At 70.4% G+C, this 18,135-nt stretch carries 20 protein-coding genes and 1 pseudogene; 12 read left to right on the forward strand and 9 right to left on the reverse strand.

The features are described from left to right. The first annotated feature begins 335 nt into the window (after window positions 1-335). Window positions 336-1,622, forward strand: a complete 1,287-nt coding sequence (locus TX83_RS02165) for an RNA polymerase sigma factor (RefSeq protein ID WP_064746275.1) — start codon at window positions 336-338, stop codon at window positions 1,620-1,622. 217 nt (window positions 1,623-1,839) lie between these two features. Here TX83_RS02165 and TX83_RS02170 read toward each other — a convergent pair whose 3' ends face one another. Next, window positions 1,840-2,472, reverse strand: coding sequence for an EF-hand domain-containing protein (locus tag TX83_RS02170; RefSeq protein WP_064746276.1), 633 nt, complete (start codon window positions 2,470-2,472; stop codon window positions 1,840-1,842). Window positions 2,473-2,623: 151 nt separating this feature from the next. On the opposite strand from TX83_RS02170, the gene TX83_RS02175 reads away from it, so the two are divergent. From TX83_RS02175 to TX83_RS02185, 3 genes are all read left to right on the forward strand, one after another. Further along, a complete protein-coding gene (locus TX83_RS02175; protein ID WP_064746277.1) occupies window positions 2,624-3,358 on the forward strand; it encodes an arginyltransferase in 735 nt (244 codons plus the stop codon). A 131-nt stretch (window positions 3,359-3,489) separates the two neighbouring features. Further along, complete coding sequence (locus tag TX83_RS23630) at window positions 3,490-3,936, forward strand: hypothetical protein (protein ID WP_075574944.1); 447 nt, start codon at window positions 3,490-3,492, stop codon at window positions 3,934-3,936. Window positions 3,937-4,066: 130 nt separating this feature from the next. Next, the gene (locus TX83_RS02185) at window positions 4,067-5,296 is read left to right on the forward strand and encodes an endonuclease/exonuclease/phosphatase family protein (protein ID WP_064746278.1); all 1,230 of its coding nucleotides are present in this window, start codon (window positions 4,067-4,069) and stop codon (window positions 5,294-5,296) included. 789 nt (window positions 5,297-6,085) lie between these two features. Here the strand turns inward: TX83_RS02185 and TX83_RS02190 are convergent. The 3 genes from TX83_RS02190 to purT all read right to left on the reverse strand — a co-directional run bounded on the left by TX83_RS02190 (window position 6,086) and on the right by purT (window position 8,216). Continuing rightward, a complete protein-coding gene (locus tag TX83_RS02190; protein ID WP_064746279.1) occupies window positions 6,086-6,445 on the reverse strand; it encodes a hypothetical protein in 360 nt (119 codons plus the stop codon). A gap of 144 nt (window positions 6,446-6,589) precedes the next feature. Beyond that, window positions 6,590-6,976 (reverse strand): hypothetical protein, encoded by a 387-nt coding sequence (locus TX83_RS02195; RefSeq protein ID WP_064746280.1) that lies wholly within the window; start codon window positions 6,974-6,976, stop codon window positions 6,590-6,592. A 40-nt stretch (window positions 6,977-7,016) separates the two neighbouring features. Continuing rightward, a complete protein-coding gene (gene purT / locus TX83_RS02200) occupies window positions 7,017-8,216 on the reverse strand; it encodes a formate-dependent phosphoribosylglycinamide formyltransferase (protein ID WP_064746281.1) in 1,200 nt (399 codons plus the stop codon). Between the two features lie 161 nt (window positions 8,217-8,377). Here purT and TX83_RS02205 point away from each other — a divergent pair, with 161 nt between their 5' ends. The 6 genes from TX83_RS02205 (at window position 8,378) to TX83_RS02230 (ending at window position 11,937) form a co-directional block, all read left to right on the forward strand. Further along, window positions 8,378-9,313: a hypothetical protein gene (locus TX83_RS02205; RefSeq protein ID WP_064746282.1), complete on the forward strand. Its 936-nt coding sequence runs from the start codon at window positions 8,378-8,380 to the stop codon at window positions 9,311-9,313. 156 nt (window positions 9,314-9,469) lie between these two features. Further along, on the forward strand, window positions 9,470-10,333 hold the full coding sequence (locus TX83_RS02210) for an SPFH domain-containing protein (protein WP_064746283.1): 864 nt from the start codon (window positions 9,470-9,472) through the stop codon (window positions 10,331-10,333). Window positions 10,334-10,344: 11 nt separating this feature from the next. Beyond that, a complete protein-coding gene (locus TX83_RS02215) occupies window positions 10,345-10,710 on the forward strand; it encodes a hypothetical protein (protein ID WP_064746284.1) in 366 nt (121 codons plus the stop codon). Then, window positions 10,707-10,892: a hypothetical protein gene (locus tag TX83_RS02220; protein WP_064746285.1), complete on the forward strand. Its 186-nt coding sequence runs from the start codon at window positions 10,707-10,709 to the stop codon at window positions 10,890-10,892. The genes TX83_RS02215 and TX83_RS02220 overlap by 4 nt, the downstream gene beginning before the upstream one ends. After that, window positions 10,889-11,071, forward strand: a complete 183-nt coding sequence (locus tag TX83_RS02225; RefSeq protein ID WP_064746286.1) for a hypothetical protein — start codon at window positions 10,889-10,891, stop codon at window positions 11,069-11,071. The genes TX83_RS02220 and TX83_RS02225 overlap by 4 nt, the downstream gene beginning before the upstream one ends. Window positions 11,072-11,133: 62 nt before the next feature. Next, the gene (locus TX83_RS02230) at window positions 11,134-11,937 is read left to right on the forward strand and encodes a M15 family metallopeptidase (RefSeq protein ID WP_064746287.1); all 804 of its coding nucleotides are present in this window, start codon (window positions 11,134-11,136) and stop codon (window positions 11,935-11,937) included. Window positions 11,938-12,213: 276 nt separating this feature from the next. Here TX83_RS02230 and TX83_RS02235 read toward each other — a convergent pair whose 3' ends face one another. The 5 genes from TX83_RS02235 to TX83_RS02255 form a co-directional block, all read right to left on the reverse strand. Next, a complete protein-coding gene (locus TX83_RS02235) occupies window positions 12,214-12,912 on the reverse strand; it encodes a DNA-3-methyladenine glycosylase family protein (protein ID WP_064746288.1) in 699 nt (232 codons plus the stop codon). Between the two features lies 1 nt (window position 12,913). Further along, a complete protein-coding gene (locus TX83_RS02240) occupies window positions 12,914-13,294 on the reverse strand; it encodes a DUF423 domain-containing protein (protein WP_064746289.1) in 381 nt (126 codons plus the stop codon). A gap of 392 nt (window positions 13,295-13,686) precedes the next feature. Then, window positions 13,687-14,778 carry an SRPBCC family protein gene (locus TX83_RS02245; protein ID WP_064746290.1) on the reverse strand — a complete coding sequence of 364 codons (1,092 nt, stop codon included), beginning with the start codon at window positions 14,776-14,778 and terminating at the stop codon, window positions 13,687-13,689. A 353-nt stretch (window positions 14,779-15,131) separates the two neighbouring features. After that, window positions 15,132-15,785: a response regulator gene (locus TX83_RS02250; RefSeq protein ID WP_064746291.1), complete on the reverse strand. Its 654-nt coding sequence runs from the start codon at window positions 15,783-15,785 to the stop codon at window positions 15,132-15,134. After that, the gene (locus tag TX83_RS02255; RefSeq protein ID WP_064746292.1) at window positions 15,782-16,972 is read right to left on the reverse strand and encodes a sensor histidine kinase; all 1,191 of its coding nucleotides are present in this window, start codon (window positions 16,970-16,972) and stop codon (window positions 15,782-15,784) included. Before TX83_RS02255 ends, TX83_RS02250 begins: the two co-directional genes overlap by 4 nt. A 142-nt stretch (window positions 16,973-17,114) precedes the next feature. Here TX83_RS02255 and TX83_RS02260 point away from each other — a divergent pair, with 142 nt between their 5' ends. Together TX83_RS02260 and minC are read left to right on the forward strand one after the other, a co-directional pair. Further along, entirely contained in the window at window positions 17,115-17,741 is a 627-nt protein-coding gene (locus tag TX83_RS02260) for a GNAT family N-acetyltransferase (protein WP_064746293.1), read from the forward strand. Continuing rightward, window positions 17,738-18,135 (forward strand): annotated as a pseudogene (gene minC, locus TX83_RS02265) (septum site-determining protein MinC); the annotation flags it as partial. The gene TX83_RS02260 and the pseudogene minC, both read left to right, overlap by 4 nt.

The raw sequence follows: 18,135 nt of genomic DNA on the forward strand, positions 1-18,135 counted from the left end.
CTCCCCGATCGGCCAATCTCGACCGGCCAATTTAGACCGGCCAATTTAGGCCGGCCGGCTCGGCCGATCGGCCCCAACCGCTCGATCCCGAACGACCGAACGCTCGCTCGGCGGCTTCCGCAGCCGCCGGCCGGGCAGCGGCCGTCTGCGGCGTTCGGGCGGCATGGACAGCCGCTCGCCCGGCGTGGTCACATTTCCGCAGCGGCGACGTCTGGGGAGACAGGCATCGCGCGATGCCGCCGCCTGGAGACCGACCCGATGTCCTGCCCGCACTCGTTCCGCCCCGCCGTACCGGCCGCACCGGCCTCGTCGCCTTGCAGGGCGGAGGGCGCGCGATGAACGCCGAGGCGCTCAATTCGCTGATCGGCCAGGACCTGCCGGCGGCCTCCAACGGCGACGCCGCGGCTTATTCGCGGATCGTCTCCGCCTGCCAGAACTCGATCACCGCGATCGCCCTGGCGATGGTGCGCGACGTGCCGGCCAGCGAGGACATCGCCCAGGAAGCCTTCATCAGCGGCTGGCAGAACATCCGCAAGCTGCACAACCCCAGCAGCTTCCTGCCCTGGCTGCGCCAGATCACCCGCAACCTCGCCCACGACCACCTGCGCGCGCGCTCGCGCCAGCCGCGGGAGGCCGACGACGTCGAAGCCGCCATCGCCGCCGCGGCCGACCCGGCGCCGACGGCGATGGATCGTCTGATCGAGGCCGAACGCGCCCAGGCCGCCGCCGAATTGATCTCGGCCCTGCCCGACGACAGCCGCGAAGTGTTGCTGCTGTACTACCGCGAAGGCCAGAGCTCGCAACAGGTCGCGGCCCTGCTTGGGCTCAGCGACGCGGCCGTGCGCAAGCGCCTGTCGCGCGCGCGCAGCGCGGTGCGCGCCGAGCTGCTGGACCGCTTCGCCGTGTTCGCCCAGGCCAGCGCACCGTCGGTGGGCTTCACCACCCTGGTCGCCAGCGCGCTCGGCGTGATCGGCCCGGGCGGCACGACCACGGCGGCGGTCGCGGCCGGCACGCTGGGTTCGGGTTTGGCCGGCAAGCTCGGCGCCAGCATCACCAGCACCGTCGGCGGCTTCGTCGGCAGCGTGTTCGTGTTCGTGGTCGAGCGGGTGCTTTCGCCGGTGACGGAGGCGGTGACCGGCGCACCGCTGGATGCGGCGGCGCTGTCGCTGCGCATCGCAAGCTGGACCGACGCGTCGATGGGCGGGCTGATCGGCGGCTTCATCGGCGGCACCACGGCGACCGTCCTCACCTCTCGCTACTTGCTGTCCTTCGCCGCCACGCCTCAAGAGCGCGCGCGCATTGTCCGCCTGATCTGGCAGATGACCGCTCTCAGCCTGATCATGGCGCTGTCCTTGCTGGTGTCCCTGGAACTCAGCCGCGGCTGGTTCGTGCCGATCGTGCTGACCTTGATCACCTTGGCCGCCGGGACATGGATCTACATGGTCACCCTGCCTCGCGCCTTGGCGCCGAGTCTGGAACGCATCTTCCGCGACACCGGCCGCGATCCGCGCCAGAGCCGCGCATACCGCTGGATACTGGGGCCGCAGGCGATGGCCTGGAGTTCGGCCGTGATGGTCGCCGCCGTGCTCTACGCGCTGCACCACGCCGGGCGCTTCGGCTGAGGCCGAGCGCGCCTCGGCAACGGCACGCGCTCGGCGAAGGCCGGTGTATGCATCCGACGGCGAGTGGGGAACCGCGCGTCGCGCGCTGCACGTTCAAAAAAGCGCAGCGCGCGCATTCGCAAAAAAAAAGCGGGCGCGCTGAGCGCGCCCAAGGGGGTGCATGCCCGGTCGCCTGCGGCATGCGACGGTCGTCGCGGCGGCCGTGTCTGCGGCGATGTCAGCGATGCGGCATCGGCTTGAGATCGGCCCGGGTCAGGAAGCCGTCGCGGTCTTCGTCGTAGAAGGCGAAGCTGCGCGCCAGCCGCGGCATCTTCTCTTCGACTTCGATCTTGCTCAGCTTGCCGTCGCGGTTGAGATCGGCCGCGGCGAAGTGTTCGTCGAAGCGCTTGGCGCGCTCGGCCTCGTGCTTGGGACGCTCGGCTTCGTGATGGGCGCGCAGTTCGCTGCGTACCAGATAGCCGTCGCGGTTGCGGTCGATGCGATCGAAGGACTCGCCCAGGCGCGGAAACTTGCCCGCTTCGGCGCGGCTGATGCGTCCGTCGCCGTCGGCGTCGAGCGCGCCGACGCCGCCCGGACCGCCGTGGCGGCCACCGTGCTCTCGCCCGCCGCGGCGCTGCGGACGCTCGCTCGCGTCCAGCTTGCCGTCGCGGTTCTTGTCCAAACGGTCGAAATTCTCCGCCAGGCGCGGAAGCTTGGCCGCTTCCTCACGGCTGATCACGCCGTCCTGGTTGGCGTCCAGCCGGCTCCGCGGCCCCTGCTGCGCGGCTGCGTCGGCGGAAGGCACGGCCACGGCCGCGCCGGCGAACACGAACGCCGCCAGCGCGGCGACGTAGAGGGAGGAACGGTTCATGCGTTGACTCCTGCGACAGGCGCCACCGCGGCGCCGATAGACGGATCAACGCCCGCGCCGGACGGCGGTTGACACGGTCCCGGCGGGGTTCAGTCGCAAGACAGCGACGCAGGCCATGCGCGGCGCGTGCGGGCGGCGCTATGCTGGTCGCATGGGCACGCAACCGCAGCCGGACAGCGACGACCTCCGCCTGTTCCACACCGGCGAGCACGCCTGCGGCTACTGGCCGGAACGTACCGCCCGCGACCTGGTGCTGGACCCGCGCGATCCGCGCCTGCGCGACTGGTACCCGCACGCCCTGGGCTGGGGTTTCCGCCGCTCCGGGGACATCGTCTACCGGCCTCACTGCGCCGCCTGCCGCGCCTGTGTCGCGGTGCGCATTCCGGTCGAGCGCTTCGTTCCCGACCGCAGCCAGCGCCGCTGCCTGGCGCGCAATGCCGCCGTCGAGATGCGCGTCCACGCCGCCGAGCGCACCACCGAGCAATTGAATCTCTACAAGCGCTACCTCGCCTCGCGTCATGCCGGCGGCGGCATGGACGGTCACGGCGCGATCGAGTTCGACCAGTTCCTGATCGGCAGTTGGAGCGAAAACCGCTTCCTGGAACTGCGCGAACCCGGCCACGGCCGCCTGCTTGCGGTCGCGGTCACCGACGTGGTCGAGCACGCGCTGTCGGCGGTCTACACCTTCTACGACCCCGACCACGCCGACCGTGGCCTGGGCACGCTGGCGATCCTGCGCCAGATCGAATGGGCCCGGCGCGAGCGCCGCGGCCACCTGTACCTCGGGTACTGGATCGCCGGCCATCCGAAGATGGACTACAAGCGCCGGTTCCGCCCGCTGGAGGCCTTCGACGGCCGCGACTGGCGCGTTTTTACACATTTGTAACACTCGTCTCGTTCAGGTCGTGTATCACGTTGCCCGGTCGTGACCTTAGATCCACGACACGCGGGAAGGCGCCGCCCAGGCATGGCAATGGAGCCGCCACCCGATTCACTCACCGCCACATGGAGTCCGCGATGAAGTTCAACACCCTGTTCCTGGCTGCCGCCATCACTCTGGCGCTGGCCGCCTGCAACAAGCCGGCCGACAAGCCGGCCGACGCCGCCCCGGCCGCCGACACTGCGACGGCTCCGGCCGCCGATGCCGCCGCCGCTCCGGCCGCCGACGCCTCGGCTCCGGCCGCGACCCCGGCCGCCACCGATCCGGCCGCGGCTGCCGCTCCGGCCGCCGACAGCGTCGGCGTCGCCGAGTGCGACGACTACCTCAACAAGATCGCCGCCTGCCTGGCCGACAAGGTGCCGGAAGCCCAGCGCGCCGCGTTCCAGACCGGCATCGATTCCAGCCGCAACGCCTGGAAGCAGGCCGCCGCGACGCCGGAAGGCAAGGCCGGCCTGGCCCAGGCCTGCAAGATGGCGCTGGACCAGAGCAAGGCGCAGTACGCCGCGTTCGGCTGCACCCTGTAATCCGGCCGCGACGGCTTCGCCCGTTGCGACCCGCGACGCCCCGGCTTGCCGGGGCGTCGTCGTTTACGCCCCCGTCCCGCCGCCTGCCCCTGTAATCAACCCTGCCGCAGGACCGTGCCATCATGCGCGCATGTCACGACTCCCTCTTCTCTGCGCCGCGTTCGCCGCGGCCTTGCTCGGCGCCTGCACCCAAGTGAACGTTCACGGCGATCCGCAAGGCTGGCTGCGCTCCCAGACCGACGCCAGCGCCACGTTGCGGGTGGCGACCTACAACACCTCGCTTTACGACGAATCCGCCGGCGGATTGATCCGTCGCCTGGAAGCCGGCGACGACAACGCGCGCAAGATCGCCGCGGTGCTGCAGCGCGTGCGCCCGGACCTGGTCCTGCTCAACGAGTTCGACTACGACCCGCAGCAGCGCGCCGCCGATCTGTTCCAGCGCCGCTACCTGGAAGTCGCCCAGGACGGCGGCGGCGAAGCGCTGCGCTACCCCTATCGCTACCTGGCGCCGGTCAACACCGGCGTGCCCAGCGGCCTGGACCTGGACGGCGACGGCCAGTCCGGCACCGCGGCGCGCGGCGACCGCGCGCGCGGCAACGACGCCTGGGGCTACGGCCTGCACCCGGGCCAGTACGGCATGCTGGTGCTGTCCAAGTACCCGATCGACGACGACGCGGTGCGCAGCTTCCAGACCTTCAAGTGGGCGGACCTGCCGAACGCGCGCCAGCCGCGCGACCCGGCCACCGGCAAGCCCTGGTACTCGCCGGCGGTATGGCCGCAGATGCGGCTGTCGTCGAAATCGCATTGGGACGTGCCGGTGCGCACCCCGCTGGGCGTCCTGCATGTCCTCGCCGCACACCCGACCCCGCCGGTATTCGACGGTCCCGAAGACCGCAACGGCGCGCGCAACTACGACGAGATCGGCCTGTGGGCGCGCTACCTCGACGGCGGCGCACCGGCCTGGCTGTGCGACGACCAGGGCCGCTGCGGCGGCCTTGCCGAAGACGCGCGCTTCGTCATCGTCGGCGACATGAACGCCGACCCGTTCGACGGCGACGGCATGCCCGGCGCGATCAGGCAACTGCTCGACCACCCGCGCGTCGCCCCCGGCCCGGCGCCGCGCAGCGAAGGCGCCCCCGAACGCGCCGCCGCCTACGGCTTCGCGCGCAAGGGCGACACCGCCGAACACACCGGCGACTTCGGCCCCAAGGCCGGCACCCTGCGCCTGGACTACGTCCTGCCCTCGCGCGGCTGGAGCGTGCGCGAGCGCGGCGTGTTCTGGCCGCGGGCCGGCAGCGAAGCGGCCAAGATCGCCGATGCCAGCGATCATCATCTGGTGTGGGTGGATCTGGCGGATTGAACCCAGCGAGGCCAACTCCACTCAGCGCACGCAAGCGCCTCACCGCCGCGCTCGACGCCTTCGCACTGGACACAGGCGGTTGGCCCGCCCCCGCGCCGCCGGGTGCAGCGGCACTGCTCATCGCCTAATCATCTCCATCCGACACCGGCGGCATGTGCCCATGCCTTACGGGGCGACGTCGAAACGACCTTCCGGTTGCTACGAGAACGGCCTCCCGACAATCGCCACGCACCGTCTGCCGTTGCCGTTGCCGTTGCCGTTGCCGTTGCCGTTGCCGTTGCTGTTGCTGTTGCTGTTGCCATGAACAGCTTGGCGCCGCATCGATCTCGCGAGGACAAATCGAAGCCCCGGAGGGCGGCCCGCAAGGATGCGGGCCGTGCGTAGCCAGGCCAGGGAGGGCCTGTGCGGAGCAGCCCTGCGCAGGCCACGTCCCATAGCGGCTCTTGATCCGAAAACAGCCATGGCGTTTTCTTTGGTTACTTTTGACCGAAGGAAATCCCGTAGGACGTTGTCGCCTTGGACAAAGAAAGTGACCCGGCCGCTTGCGGACGGAAGCTTGGCTTTGGAGCTTTTGTTGTAGAAGCCGGCGCTACGGCTTCGAGCTTCGATCAATAGCGAAGGCGTTGATTTCTCTGCGCGCCCCGTGGTCGCGGCTTGCGCCGCTCCTACCCCGGCGACGGTTTCGGGCTTCGATCGATGACGTCGGCCTTGGATACTCTGCACGTCCCGGGGTCGCGGCTTGCGCCGCTCCTACAGGCGACCGCTGTACGCTTCAGCACAGCGACGCGCTTACTCCCCGGGATGAAACTCCGCGATCACCTCGATCGTGCCGACGATGTGGTCGTTGAGCTGCTCCAATTCCTCCGCCGGCACCCACCACTCGGTGTGGTGCGCGCCACCGACTCTCTGCAGCGGGTAGCGGGCCATGAAAGCGGCATCGACTTCGAAGCGGGTCACCGCGCCGTAACCGCTGTCCTTGACGTTCCAGCGCTCGGCGATCTCCGCCGCGTAGCGTTCGTTGGTGACCGGATAGAAGATCGGCTGCTCCGGCAGGCGCGGCGGCCAGCGCTTGAAGCCGCTGTCGCGCAGCAGGGCCAGTTCTTCCGGGCCGACCGGGCGATACAAGGTGACGGTGGAGGCGGTACTCATCCTAGGGGCTCATCGGCGCCGGACAGCGGCGCCTCCTTGGCGCGACTCCGGCCGCGCCCGCGCGGATTTTAGCGCGTCGGCGTCATCGCGACGAACGCCCGACTTGGCCGCGAGCGCCGAAGCCCCGCAGCGGTTCGCCATCGCTCAACCTTCGGGCTCATCGCGCCCGCTGGCGGTCGGCGTCGCGAGCGAATCCGGCGCCGCGGGCGCAGGCGCCGCGGCATCCGCAGGCGTCGCACCGGCCGGCGCCGCGCCGCGCAGGCGCGAGCCGAAACCGAACGAGCCCTCGCCGTGCGCGGACACGATCATCCGCACCATGCTGCCGGGGACCATCAACTCCAGCGACACCACCCGGCCGTCCGCATCGCGGCCTTCCAGGGTCATCTCGGTAAAGGCGCCGCCGGTGTCGATCTCGCGGCACAGCAGATGCGGCCCGACCGGCCCGTCGAGCAGGTACGGCCGGATCGCGTCGCCCAGCACTTCCAGCGCCTGCGGGAAGAAGAACACCGCATAGCCTCGTGTCTCGTTCATCGTCGCTCCGGTGATGATGGAAAGGGATGAGGCCGCGCGCTCAGCGCAGCTCGACCCGCAACTGCGCCGCGGCTTCGCGCGCCTTGGCGCGCGCCGCCTCGATGTCCTCGCCCAGCGCCAGCGTCACCGCGACCCGGCGCTGGCCCTCCACCCGCGGCTTGCCGAACAGGCGCAGTTGGGTGTCGACCTGGCCCAGCGCCGCATCGACGCCGGAGAACACCGGCACGCCATGGCCCTGCGCCAGCACCGCGCACGACGCCGACGCACCGTGCTCGCGGATGGTCGGAATCGGCAGGCCGAGGATGGCGCGCGCATGCAGGGCGAACTCGCTGAGGTCCTGCGAGATCAAGGTCACCAGGCCGGTGTCGTGCGGACGCGGCGAGACTTCGCTGAACCAGACTTCGTCGCCCTTGACGAACAGTTCGACGCCGAACACGCCGCAACCGCCCAGTTCGTCGGTGATGGCGCGGGCGATCTGCTGCGCGCGCGCCAGCGCGACCGGGCTCATCGGCTGCGGCTGCCAGCTTTCGCGGTAGTCGCCGTCGCGCTGCAGGTGGCCGATCGGCGCGCAGAAGGTGACGCCGCCGGCATGGCGCACGGTCAGCAGGGTGATTTCGTAGTCGAAGTCGATGAAGCCTTCGACGATGACCCGGCCGGCGCCGGCGCGGCCGCCGGTCTGGGCGTAGTCCCAGGCCGCGTCGATGTCGGCGTCGCTGCGCACCAGGCTCTGGCCCTTGCCCGAGGACGACATCACCGGTTTGACCACGCACGGCAGGCCCAGCGCGGCGACCGCGGCGCGGTAGTCCTCGACGGTATCGACGAAGCGGTAGGGCGAGGTCGCCAGGCCCAGGGTCTCGGCGGCCAGGCGGCGGATGCCTTCGCGGTCCATGGTCAGGCGCGCAGCGCGCGCAGTCGGAATGACCCGGGTGTCGCTGCCGCGATCGGCGAACTCGCGTTCCAGCTCGACCAGGGTCTGGGTGTGGATGGCCTCGATCTCCGGCACGATCAGGTTCGGCCGCTCGGCCGCGATCAGGGCGCGGACGGCCTGGCCGTCGAGCATGTCGAGCACGTGGCTGCGGTGCGCGACCTGCATCGCCGGCGCATCGGCATAACGGTCGGCGGCGATCACTTCGACCCCGAAGCGCTGCAGCTCGATCGCCACTTCTTTGCCCAATTCGCCCGAACCGAGCAGGAGCACGCGGAAAGCGTGCGGGGACAGCGGCGTGCCGAGCGTGGTCATGCGGATTCCTCAGTGAAGCGGGCGGGCGATGGAGCCGCTAGTTTAGCGCCCGCCTCCCGGATCGCGCGCCGCAGGCTGCGGGCCTCGGCCCGATGGGCTATGGCGCCGCGCGCCGCGCATGCGATCCTTGGCGCATGCGATTCCCCCGCCCTCGGTCCGCCGTGCGCACCGTCGCCACCGCTCCGCCGGCCGCCCGCGCCCGCCGCGCGCTGCCGCTGTGCGCGGCGCTGCTGCTGGCCGCCTGCGCGGCCGAATCGCCGCCGCCGGCGCACGGCAGCAGCCAGATGGCCGGGATGATGCTGGACCCGCAGTTGTCGGAGATCAGCGGGCTGGCGGCCTCGCGTCGCCACGCCGACGTGCTGTGGATGCACGACGACGGCGGCAACCCCGAACGATTGTTCGCGGTCTCGACCCACGGCGACCGGCTGGCGACGCTGCGCATCGACGGCGTCACCAAGACCGACTGGGAAGACATCGCCGCGTTCGAACTCGACGGCCGCGCTTACCTGCTGATCGCCGACACCGGCGACAACGGCGGCCTGCGCCGCAGCCTGCAACTGCACGTGATCGAAGAGCCGGCCAAGCTCGAGAACGCACGCCTCAAGCCGGCCTGGTCGATCGCGTTCCGCTGGCCCGACGGCGCGCGCGATTGCGAGGCGGTGGCCGTCGATGTCCAGCGCAAGCAAGTGTTGCTGATCTCCAAGAAGCGCCGGCCGCCGGAGCTGTTCGCCCTGCCGCTGATGCCGGCGGGCAATGCGCTGCAGACCGCGACCCGGCTCGGCGCCCTGGCCGGCATTCCCGAGCCGGACGCGCAGACCCTGCGCAACAGCCCGGCCCGGGCCAAGCTGCAGGGCCAGGTCACCGCGGCCGACGTCTCGCCGGACGGCCGCACGCTGGCGGTGATGACCTACCGCTACCTGCTGCTGTACCCGCGGGCGCCGCGGCAGACCTGGGCCGAGGCCGTCGCCGCCAAGCCGCGGATCAGCGACCTGCCCTGGCTGCCGCAGGCCGAGGCCCTGGGGTGGTCGGCCGACGGCCGCAGCCTCTACGCCACCGGCGAGTTCATTCCGGCACCGCTGTACCGGATCGCGCCCTGAAGCGCGCCCCGCCTCGCGGGCGCCCCTCTCCCCTGCCCTTTGTCGCCCCGGCGGGTGCGTCCGCACGCCGGCCGGGCTGCCCTCCGACGGACGGCCCTGGGAAATTTGATATCAATTTGATATCAATATTTCCAGACCTACGGACGAGACGCGGCCATGAAGGAAAACCCCACCCAATCCCTGCCCGGCATCCCGACGCTGCTGGGCCTGCTCGTCGTACTGCTGGTGGCCGTCTACGGCTTCCTGGCCGGCGCCCACAACGGCCAGCCCGTGCTGCTGGTCGTCGCGGTCCTGATCGGCCTGGCGGCGGTGTTCGGCCTGACCGGCCTGTACATGATCGAACCCAACCAGGCCGCGGTGCTGAGCCTGTTCGGCAAGTACGTCGGCACGGTCAAGGACAATGGCCTGCGCTGGAACAATCCGCTGTACTCCAAGCGCAAGGTCAGCCAGCGCGTACGCAACTTCGAGAGCGGCAAGCTCAAGGTCAACGAACTCGACGGCAGCCCGATCGAGATCGCCTCGGTGATCGTCTGGCAGGTGGTCGATTCGGCCGAGGCGGTCTACAACGTCGACGACTACGAGACTTTCGTCCACATCCAATCCGAATCGGCGTTGCGGGCGATGGCCACCAGCTATCCCTACGACCAGCACGAGGACGGCCAGCTGTCGCTGCGCAGTCACGCCGCCGAGATCTCCCAGCACCTCAAGCAGGAACTGCAGGAGCGCCTGGCCGATGCCGGCGTCAACGTGATCGACGCGCGCATCAGCCACCTCGCCTACGCGCCGGAGATCGCCCACGCCATGCTGCAGCGCCAGCAGGCCAACGCGGTGATCGCCGCGCGCACCCGCATCGTCGCCGGCGCGGTCGGCATGGTCGAAATGGCCCTGGCCGAGCTGCAGAAGAACGGCGTGGTGCATCTGGACGAGGAGCGCAAGGCGCAGATGGTCAGCAACCTGCTGGTGGTCCTGTGCGGCGACCGCAGCACCCAGCCGATCGTCAACGCCGGCACGCTGTACTGAGGGCCGGACGGATGAACCTGGACGATTTCATCCTGCCCGGCGCCATGGTCGTCACCGCGCTGCCGATCCTGGTCTGCGCGGTGCTGGTCGCGCGCGGTCAACTGCACCTGGTCAACGGCCTGGACGCCGCGCGCCTGCGCGACCCGGACGCGGTCGCCGCGCGCATCGCGCGCCTGCTGGCCCTGACCGCGATGGCGATGCTGTTCGCGGCCCTGGGGTATTACTGGGCGAACGGCGAGCAGAGCCGCACCGCCGGCGTCACCATCGCCCTGCTGGTCGCAGTCAACGGCCTGGCCGTGCTGCTGATCCGCGCCGTCGCCGCGGCGCGGCGCAGCTACCGCGATTCCGACGACAACCAGCGGAAGCGGTCGCGGTGAGCGAGAAGAAGGCCTATCCGCTGCGGATCAACGCCGAGGTGCTCGCCGCGGCGCAGCGCTGGGCCGACGACGAGTTGCGTTCGCTCAACGCTCAGATCGAATATGTCCTGCGCGACGCTCTGCGTCGCAACGGACGGCTGCCGCGGCAGCCGGAGCCCCCGCCCGCCGAGAACGAATCATGACCGCCCCGAAGTGGACGCATCACGTTACCGAGATCACTTACCAGTTGTTCGAAGCGCCGACCCGCCAGCGCATCCAGGACGAACTCGATGCGCGCGGCGCGCAGGGCTGGGAACTGGTCGCGGTCGAGCACGACCCGGCCATCCTCGGCACCCGCCTGTACTTCAAGCGCCCGGCCTGAGCGCGATGGCCCCCGCCATTCTCCGCATGGCGCCGCCGCGGCGCGCGGGCTAACCTGAGCCCATGCGCGGCCACGGCAACATTCTGATCAACACGCCCGAGATCGAACTCTGGCCGGGCGGCCTGTTGCGCGCGCGCAGCAGCCACGACGCGCGCGCCCTGGCCCGCGCCCAGCACGTACTGCGGCGCAAGCGCGACGGCCGCTTCCTCGCCGCCGACCTGGCCGAGGGCCTGCTGCCGCTGATTCCCCGGCTGAATCGCGAGGCCGGGCTGGATGCCGCGCTGGATGCGCTGGAGCGCGCGGCCGACTATCGCCGGGAGGGTCTGCTGCGGGTGCGCGAGCTGCCCTTGGACCGGATCGAACACCGGCTCGTCGCCTTGGGACTGGACGGCCACGCCTACCAGGCCCGCACCGGTCTGACGCTGATCGCCGAACCCGACCGCCTCGCCTACGCCGGCCGCGATCGCTATGCGCGCCCGTTGTGGCTGCACCCCGCCGCCGCGCGCGCCTGGGCCCATCTGCGCGAGGCCGCGCAGCGCGACGGCATCGTCCTGGAAGCGATCTCCGGCTACCGCAGCCACGACTACCAGCTCGGCATCTTCGAACGCAAACTCGCCCGCGGCCAGCGCATCGAGCAGATCCTCACCGTCAACGCCGCGCCGGGTTACAGCGAACACCACAGCGGCCTGGCCCTGGACATCGGCGCTCCCGGCGAGCCGCCGGCCGAAGAATCTTTCGAAACCACCCCGGCCTTCGCCTGGCTGCGCGAACACGCCGGCGGCTACGGTTACGTCATGAGCTATCCGCGCGACAACCCGCACGGGATCGTGTACGAGCCTTGGCATTGGCGTTGCGCGGCGGCTTGAGCGCGATGCGTCCTACGTGACCGGACAGGCCCGCGCCGGCGCTTTACGGCGGTGCGGCGGTGGCGTCCGGCATCCAGCGAGACGCAGCCGCTCGGTTTTTTGCGCGGCCCCGGTCGCGGCTTGCGCCGCCCCTGCCCTGGCGTGGAGGCCTCGGCCGCGATTTGCGGCGGCGCTGTGCCGCGGAGCAGGCCCGGGATTTTCCGCGTGCTCCGGGTCGGGGCTTACGTCGCGCCTGCCGGCAGCACGCCGCGCGCTGGCGGACGCCGATCCTGCGAATCAGTCCTGCGAACGGTTGGTCGCCGGCTTGGCCGCGCCGTCGGCGAAGTCGGCGATGCGCCACAGGTACAGGCTGGCGTAGCTGCGATAAGGGCCCCAGCGCTCGCCGAGTTCGGCCAGGGCCTTCGGCGCCGGCATGGCGTCCAGGCCGTGCACGCGTTGCGCGCCCTTGCGGATGCCGAGGTCGTCGACCGGCAGCACGTCGGCGCGGCCGAGGCGGAACATCAGCATCATCTCCACGGTCCAGCGGCCAATGCCGCGGATCGGCACCAGCGCCCCGACGATGGCGTCGTCGCTCATCGTCGCCATGCGGCGCAGGTCGGGGATTTCGCCGCGGGCTTCGCGCGCGGCCAAGTCGCGCAGCGCCAGCAGTTTGTTGGCGGATACGCCGCAGGCGCGCAAGGCCGCGTCGTCGCAGCGGCCGAGGGTGTCGTGATGCAGGCGCTCGCTGCCGATCGCGGCCTCGACCCGCCCGACTATCGTCGAGGCGGCCTTGCCGCTGAGCTGCTGGAACAGGATCGCGCGCGCCAGGGCGTCGACCGGGTCGAAGCGCTGGCGCCAACGCGGGTCGGCCGGCATCGGCCCGGGCTGCGGCCGGTGCCGATCGAGTTTGCGCATCCAGGCGCCGAGCTTGCGGTCGCGCTTGCTCAGCCAGGCATGCGCCGCCTCGGTGTCGAAACCGCGGGCGTGGCGCGGCATCTCAGCGACGCGCCGCGTCGGCGGCGTAGGCCAGCCACGCCAGGATCATCAGGCTGCCGCCGTAGGGCAGCAGGCGGGTCGACGTGCCGACGAAGTAGGCCGACGCCAGCCCGCCGGCGAACACCAACACGCCCAGCAGCAAGGCCGCCAGCGCGAGCTGGCCGAGCCGGCGCCGCGCGCGCGGCGCCAGCGCGGCGAGCGCGACGCCGTGGCCGAAGGCGAACACCGCCGCCGTCTGCAGGCGCGACTGCGCGGTCGGGTCGGCGACATGCGCGGCATAGGCGGACAAAGCCACCGCGAGCGCGGCGAGTACGGCGCCGGCAGCAGCGAGCGCGCGCGGATACGGGGGAAGAGCTTCGGGCGGAACGGCGGAAGCGTTCATGCGTTCGGATTGCGCACGGTCGGCGGGCGATCACGATAGCAGCCGCCGCGCGCGGCGGGCGCTGGCCGCCGCTGTGCGGAAGTTGCGATTCCGGAAAGCGGCGCGCACGGCTCCTGCAGGAGCGGCGCCAGCCGCGCCAGCCGAAGCGGTGCTGTATCCCCGCACAGGCCGAAGCATTCGAACCTCGGGCGCCGACATGCCCGATCCGCCGGCCGCACCGTCGTCGGCGACGGCGCTTGCGTCAATCGCTTCGATTGTCGCGGCTTGCGCCGCCCCCACAGGCGGACGGCGGCGGGTGGGCGATTGCGCGCGGACAAAAGAAAACGCGCCGCAGGTGCGGCGCGCTTTCGCAGTGCTGCAGTCGGCCCGCGCCAGGCGCGGGCCGGGTCGGCTTACTTGACCGGCCAGTAGACGTCGAACTGGCCCAGGGCCGGATCGAAGCTCTGATCGATGCCGGCCTTCCAGGCTTCGTACGGACGCTCGCTGGTGGTGTAGCCGCGGGTCAGCGCCCAGGCGCGGACGGCGTCGCGGACCGGCGGCAGGCCGGCGAAGTTGTGGCCGCCGCTGCTGGCGACGACGACCTTGGTCGCCGGCCAATACTCGGCCTTGACCGGGTTGCCGGCGCCGTCGACCTTGACGTCGAGCTTGGCCGCTTCCGGGCTGGTGTCGCCGATCTTGCGCACGACCTGGGCCACGTCGAAGGAGTAGGTTTCGCTGCCGAACTCGTTGGTCACGATGCGGACCGGACCGACCGCTTCCAGGCCGTTGGCGGCGATGACCTTCTTGATCCACTCCATGTTGCCGTGGATCTGGGCCTTGATCTTGTCGTTGTTGCGCTCGACCGCGGCGGTCACGGTCAGCACGTTCTCGGCCGGACGGTCGACGATCTTCGGCGCGTTGTTCGGATCGGTTTCCGCCAGCTTGGCGTAGTCGTAGTTCGGCACGGTGGCGAGCATGTTGCTCAGGCGCGCCAGGCCCATCTTCATGTCTTCGCCGACGTTGCTGCTGACGTACAGGCCGGAGTAGCGGCCCAGCAGATCCCAGCCGTAATCGACGTCGTAGGTCTGGGTGATCTCGACGTTGCGGTTGTTCTTGCCGGTCGGGCGCAGGGTGAACTGGGTGCGCTTGTTGTCGCCGCGCTCCGGATTGCTGATCTTGTAGCCGACCAGCTTGCCCGGCTCGCTCTTGACGATTTCCCAGCTGCCCTTGCCCAGGCCGCGTTCCTTGGACGAGTACTCCAGGCGGGCGCCCACGCCCTCTTCCTTGCCGACCAGCTTCATTTCCATGGCCGGATCGCGCAGGGCCAGCGGGTTCCAATCCTTGAAGCGGCGCAGGCTGTTCAAGGTATCGAACACGATGGTCAGCTTGCGGTTGGTCTCAACCGAGTGCGACAGGTGGCGGCTCGACGGCAGAACCACGCCGACTACCAGGAACAGCACGGCGACGATCGCCAGCGAAATCAGAATCTCGATAAGACGGGTCATTCAGGTTCTCCAGGGCCGGGCCCGGGTCGGGCCGGGGCGCAGACCCACAATCGTAGCAAGATAAATCCCGGCAGGGGCACCCGTCACAACAAGAATCTCAGGCCCGGTTCCGTCGCCGTTCCCGCCCGCCGCGCGAGCGGCGGAAACCCGCTGAAAACCGGGGTTTCCTGCGTTATCCCCAGCACATTCGCCCGGGTATGCCGCGCGGCCGGCGATGCCGATGCACAAATCCGGACAAGTCCGCAAGCCGGCGATGGTCGAGCCCCGGCGGCCGCGACGCCGTCGCAACGGCGCGGGAAACGGCGCGGGACCTGGCCGGCCCGCCGGGGCCTGGCCGGCCCGACCGCGCCGGCTCAGACCAGCTGCAGTTCGAAGGCCTTGAGCACCGCCCGGGTGCGGTCGCGCACGCCGAGCTTGCTGAGGATGTTGGACACGTGGTTCTTGATCGTGCCTTCGGCCACGCCCAGCGAATTGGCGATCTCCTTGTTGGAAAAACCGCCGGCCATCAGGCGCAGGATCTCGGTCTCGCGCTCGGTCAGCGGGTCCGGTCGGTCCAGGCTGACGAAGTCGTTGCGCATGTGTTCCAGCCCCGACAGCAGCCGCTGGGTCACCGCCGGCTGCACCAGCGAACCGCCCTCGGCCACGGTCTGGATCGCTCCGACCAGTTGCTCCAGCGACACGTCCTTGAGCAGGTAGCCCTTGGCGCCGGCCTTGAGCCCGGCCAGCACCAGCTGATCGTCGTCGAAGGTGGTCAGGATGATGGTCGGCGGCAGATAGCCCGAGCGCGCCAGCGCTTGCAGCGCCTCCAGGCCGGACATCACCGGCATGCGCATGTCCATCAGGACCACGTCCGGACGCAGGGTCGGGATCATCTCGACCGCCTGGCGGCCGTCGCCGGCCTCGGCCACGACTTCGATGCCGTCGGCCAGGGCCAGCAGCGAGCGCACGCCCTGCCGGACCAGGGTCTGATCGTCGACGAGCAATACGCGGATGGGATTGGGAATCATGTCAGAGCTCCTTCGCGGGCCATCGCGGCCGCGGTGGCGGGCAGAGTCAGTTGCAGGCAGAAGCCGGCCTGTGCGCGGGTTTCGATGCTCAGGCGGCCGCCGTATTGCTGCAGACGCTCGCGCATCCCGCGCAAGCCGTTGCCGGCGACCAGGTGATCGGCGCCGCGACCGTCGTCGCGCGCGCTCATGACGATGTGGTCGCCGTTGCGGCGCACGTCGATCCACAGATGCTCGGCGCCGGCGTGGCGCACGGCGTTGGTGATGATTTCCTGGGCGCAGCGCAGCAGCACGTGGGCGCGCTCGGGGTCGTCCAGGGTCAACGGTTCGTCGATGTCCATGCGGATCTCGAGCGAGGGCACGTTCTCCGCCAGCGGCCGCAGCGCCAGGGCCAGGTCGATGGCGCCGTTGTCGCGCAGCTGGCTGACCGCTTCGCGCACGTCGGTCAGCAGCAGCCGGGCCAGGGTATGGGCCTGCTGCACGTGCTCCTTGGCCCGGCCCTCGGACAGGTGCCCGGCGACTTCCAGGTTCAGGCTCAGCGCGGTCAGGTGGTGGCCGAGCAGGTCGTGCAGCTCGCGCGAGATGCGGGTGCGCTCGTTGATGCGCGCGCTCTCCGCCAGCAGCGCGCGGGTCGCGCGCAGCTCGGCGTTCAAGCGGCGCTGGTCTTCGCGCGCCTGGGTCTGCTGTTTGGCGACCATCGCGGTCAGGAACACGAAGCCGGAGAAGCCGGTGTACAGCAGCGACTGCAGCACCGCCACCAGCGGCGGCATCTGCACCGCCTCGATGAACACCGGGATGATGACCAGGTTGAGCACCATCAGCCCGGCCACGCCGATCCGCACCGGCACCATCCACGGCAACAGCCCGGCCAGGACCATCAGCAGGACGCTGCCCAGGCCGCTGCCGGAGTAATAGCTGATGCCGATCGCGCAGCCGCCGAGCACCAGCAGCTGCAGATAATCGAGCAGCCCGGTCCGGCGCTCGCCGAGCGAGCGGGTGATCCACCAGTAGACCGCGCCGAAGGTGATGTAAACCGCGACCCAGCGCAGGATCTGCAGGTACAGCTCGCCGTGGCTGGGCTGGAGGTAGTCCGGGTCGAGCCAGATCGACAGCAGCCAGGAGCCGACCAGGCCCCAGGTAAACAGGCCGGCGTAGCGCAGCAATCGGGTGTGGGTCAGGCGGGCCAGCATGAACGCATGCTAACGGTACGGGAGGCCAAGCACAGCCGTCCGAAAGTCATGCACTTGGCGTTCGCCGCCGGGCCGGTGCCATGCGATAATCGGGCGCGCCGGCACGGAACGCGTGCCGGTTTTTGAATACCTGGAGCCTGGAATGTCGATCGTCGTCCGCGACGTGCGCGAGCACGAGCTGGATTCCGTCCTTGCCCTCAACAATGCCGCCGGACCCGCGATCCTGCCGCTGGATGCGGCCCGTCTGCGTCACTTTTTCGACACCGCCGAATACTTCCGCGTCGCCGAGCGCGACGGCAGCCTGGCCGGCTTCCTGATCGGCATGGGCGCCGACAGCGCGCACGACAGCAGCAATTTCCGCTGGTTCCGCGAGCGTTACCCGGATTTCTTCTATATCGACCGCATCGTGGTCGCCAGCCGCCGCCGCGGCGGCGGCGTCGGCCGCGCGTTCTACGCCGATGCGCAAAGCTATGCCGAGATGCGCTACCCGCAGTTGGCCTGCGAGGTGTTCCTGGAAGGCGGCAACGACCCGGCCCTGCTGTTCCACGGCAGCTTCGGCTTCCGCGAGGTCGGCCAGCACGTCATGGAGGAGGCCGGCGTGCGCGCGGCGATGCTCATGAAGCCGCTGTGCAGCTATCCCTGGGTGCGCGACACCTACGGCGACGCCCTGCCGGAGGTCGAGTGGCTGACCCGGCGGCGCGTGCCGGCGGCGCGCGCCGCCCAGGCCGCAGCCGCCCTCGCCCCGCGCCCCACCGGGACCTGCCCGTGAGCGTGGCCGTGGATTACGAACAGGCCGGCGAGCTCAAAATCGGCCAGGTCGGCATCGCCAACCTGCGCATCCGCACCCTCGATGTCGACCGCCTGGTCGCCGAGATGCGTTCCCGGGTCCAGCGCGCGCCGAACATGTTCGGCCGCGCCGCGGTGGTGCTCGATTTCGGCGGTCTCAGCCAGACCCCGGACGCGGCCACCGCCCAGGCCCTGATCGACGGCCTGCGCGCCGCCGGCGTGCTGCCGGTCGCCCTGGCTTACGGCACCAGCGAGACCGATCGCCTGTCGCAGGCCCTGGGCCTGCCCCTGCTGGCCAAGTTCCGCGCTTCGTACGAACGCGCGGACGGCGCGGCCGAAACGGCGCCGGCGCGGGCCGCCGAGCCGGCACGGGCCGC

Source organism: Lysobacter antibioticus HS124 (genome assembly GCF_000336385.2).
In the GTDB taxonomy this organism is placed as follows: domain Bacteria; phylum Pseudomonadota; class Gammaproteobacteria; order Xanthomonadales; family Xanthomonadaceae; genus Lysobacter; species Lysobacter firmicutimachus.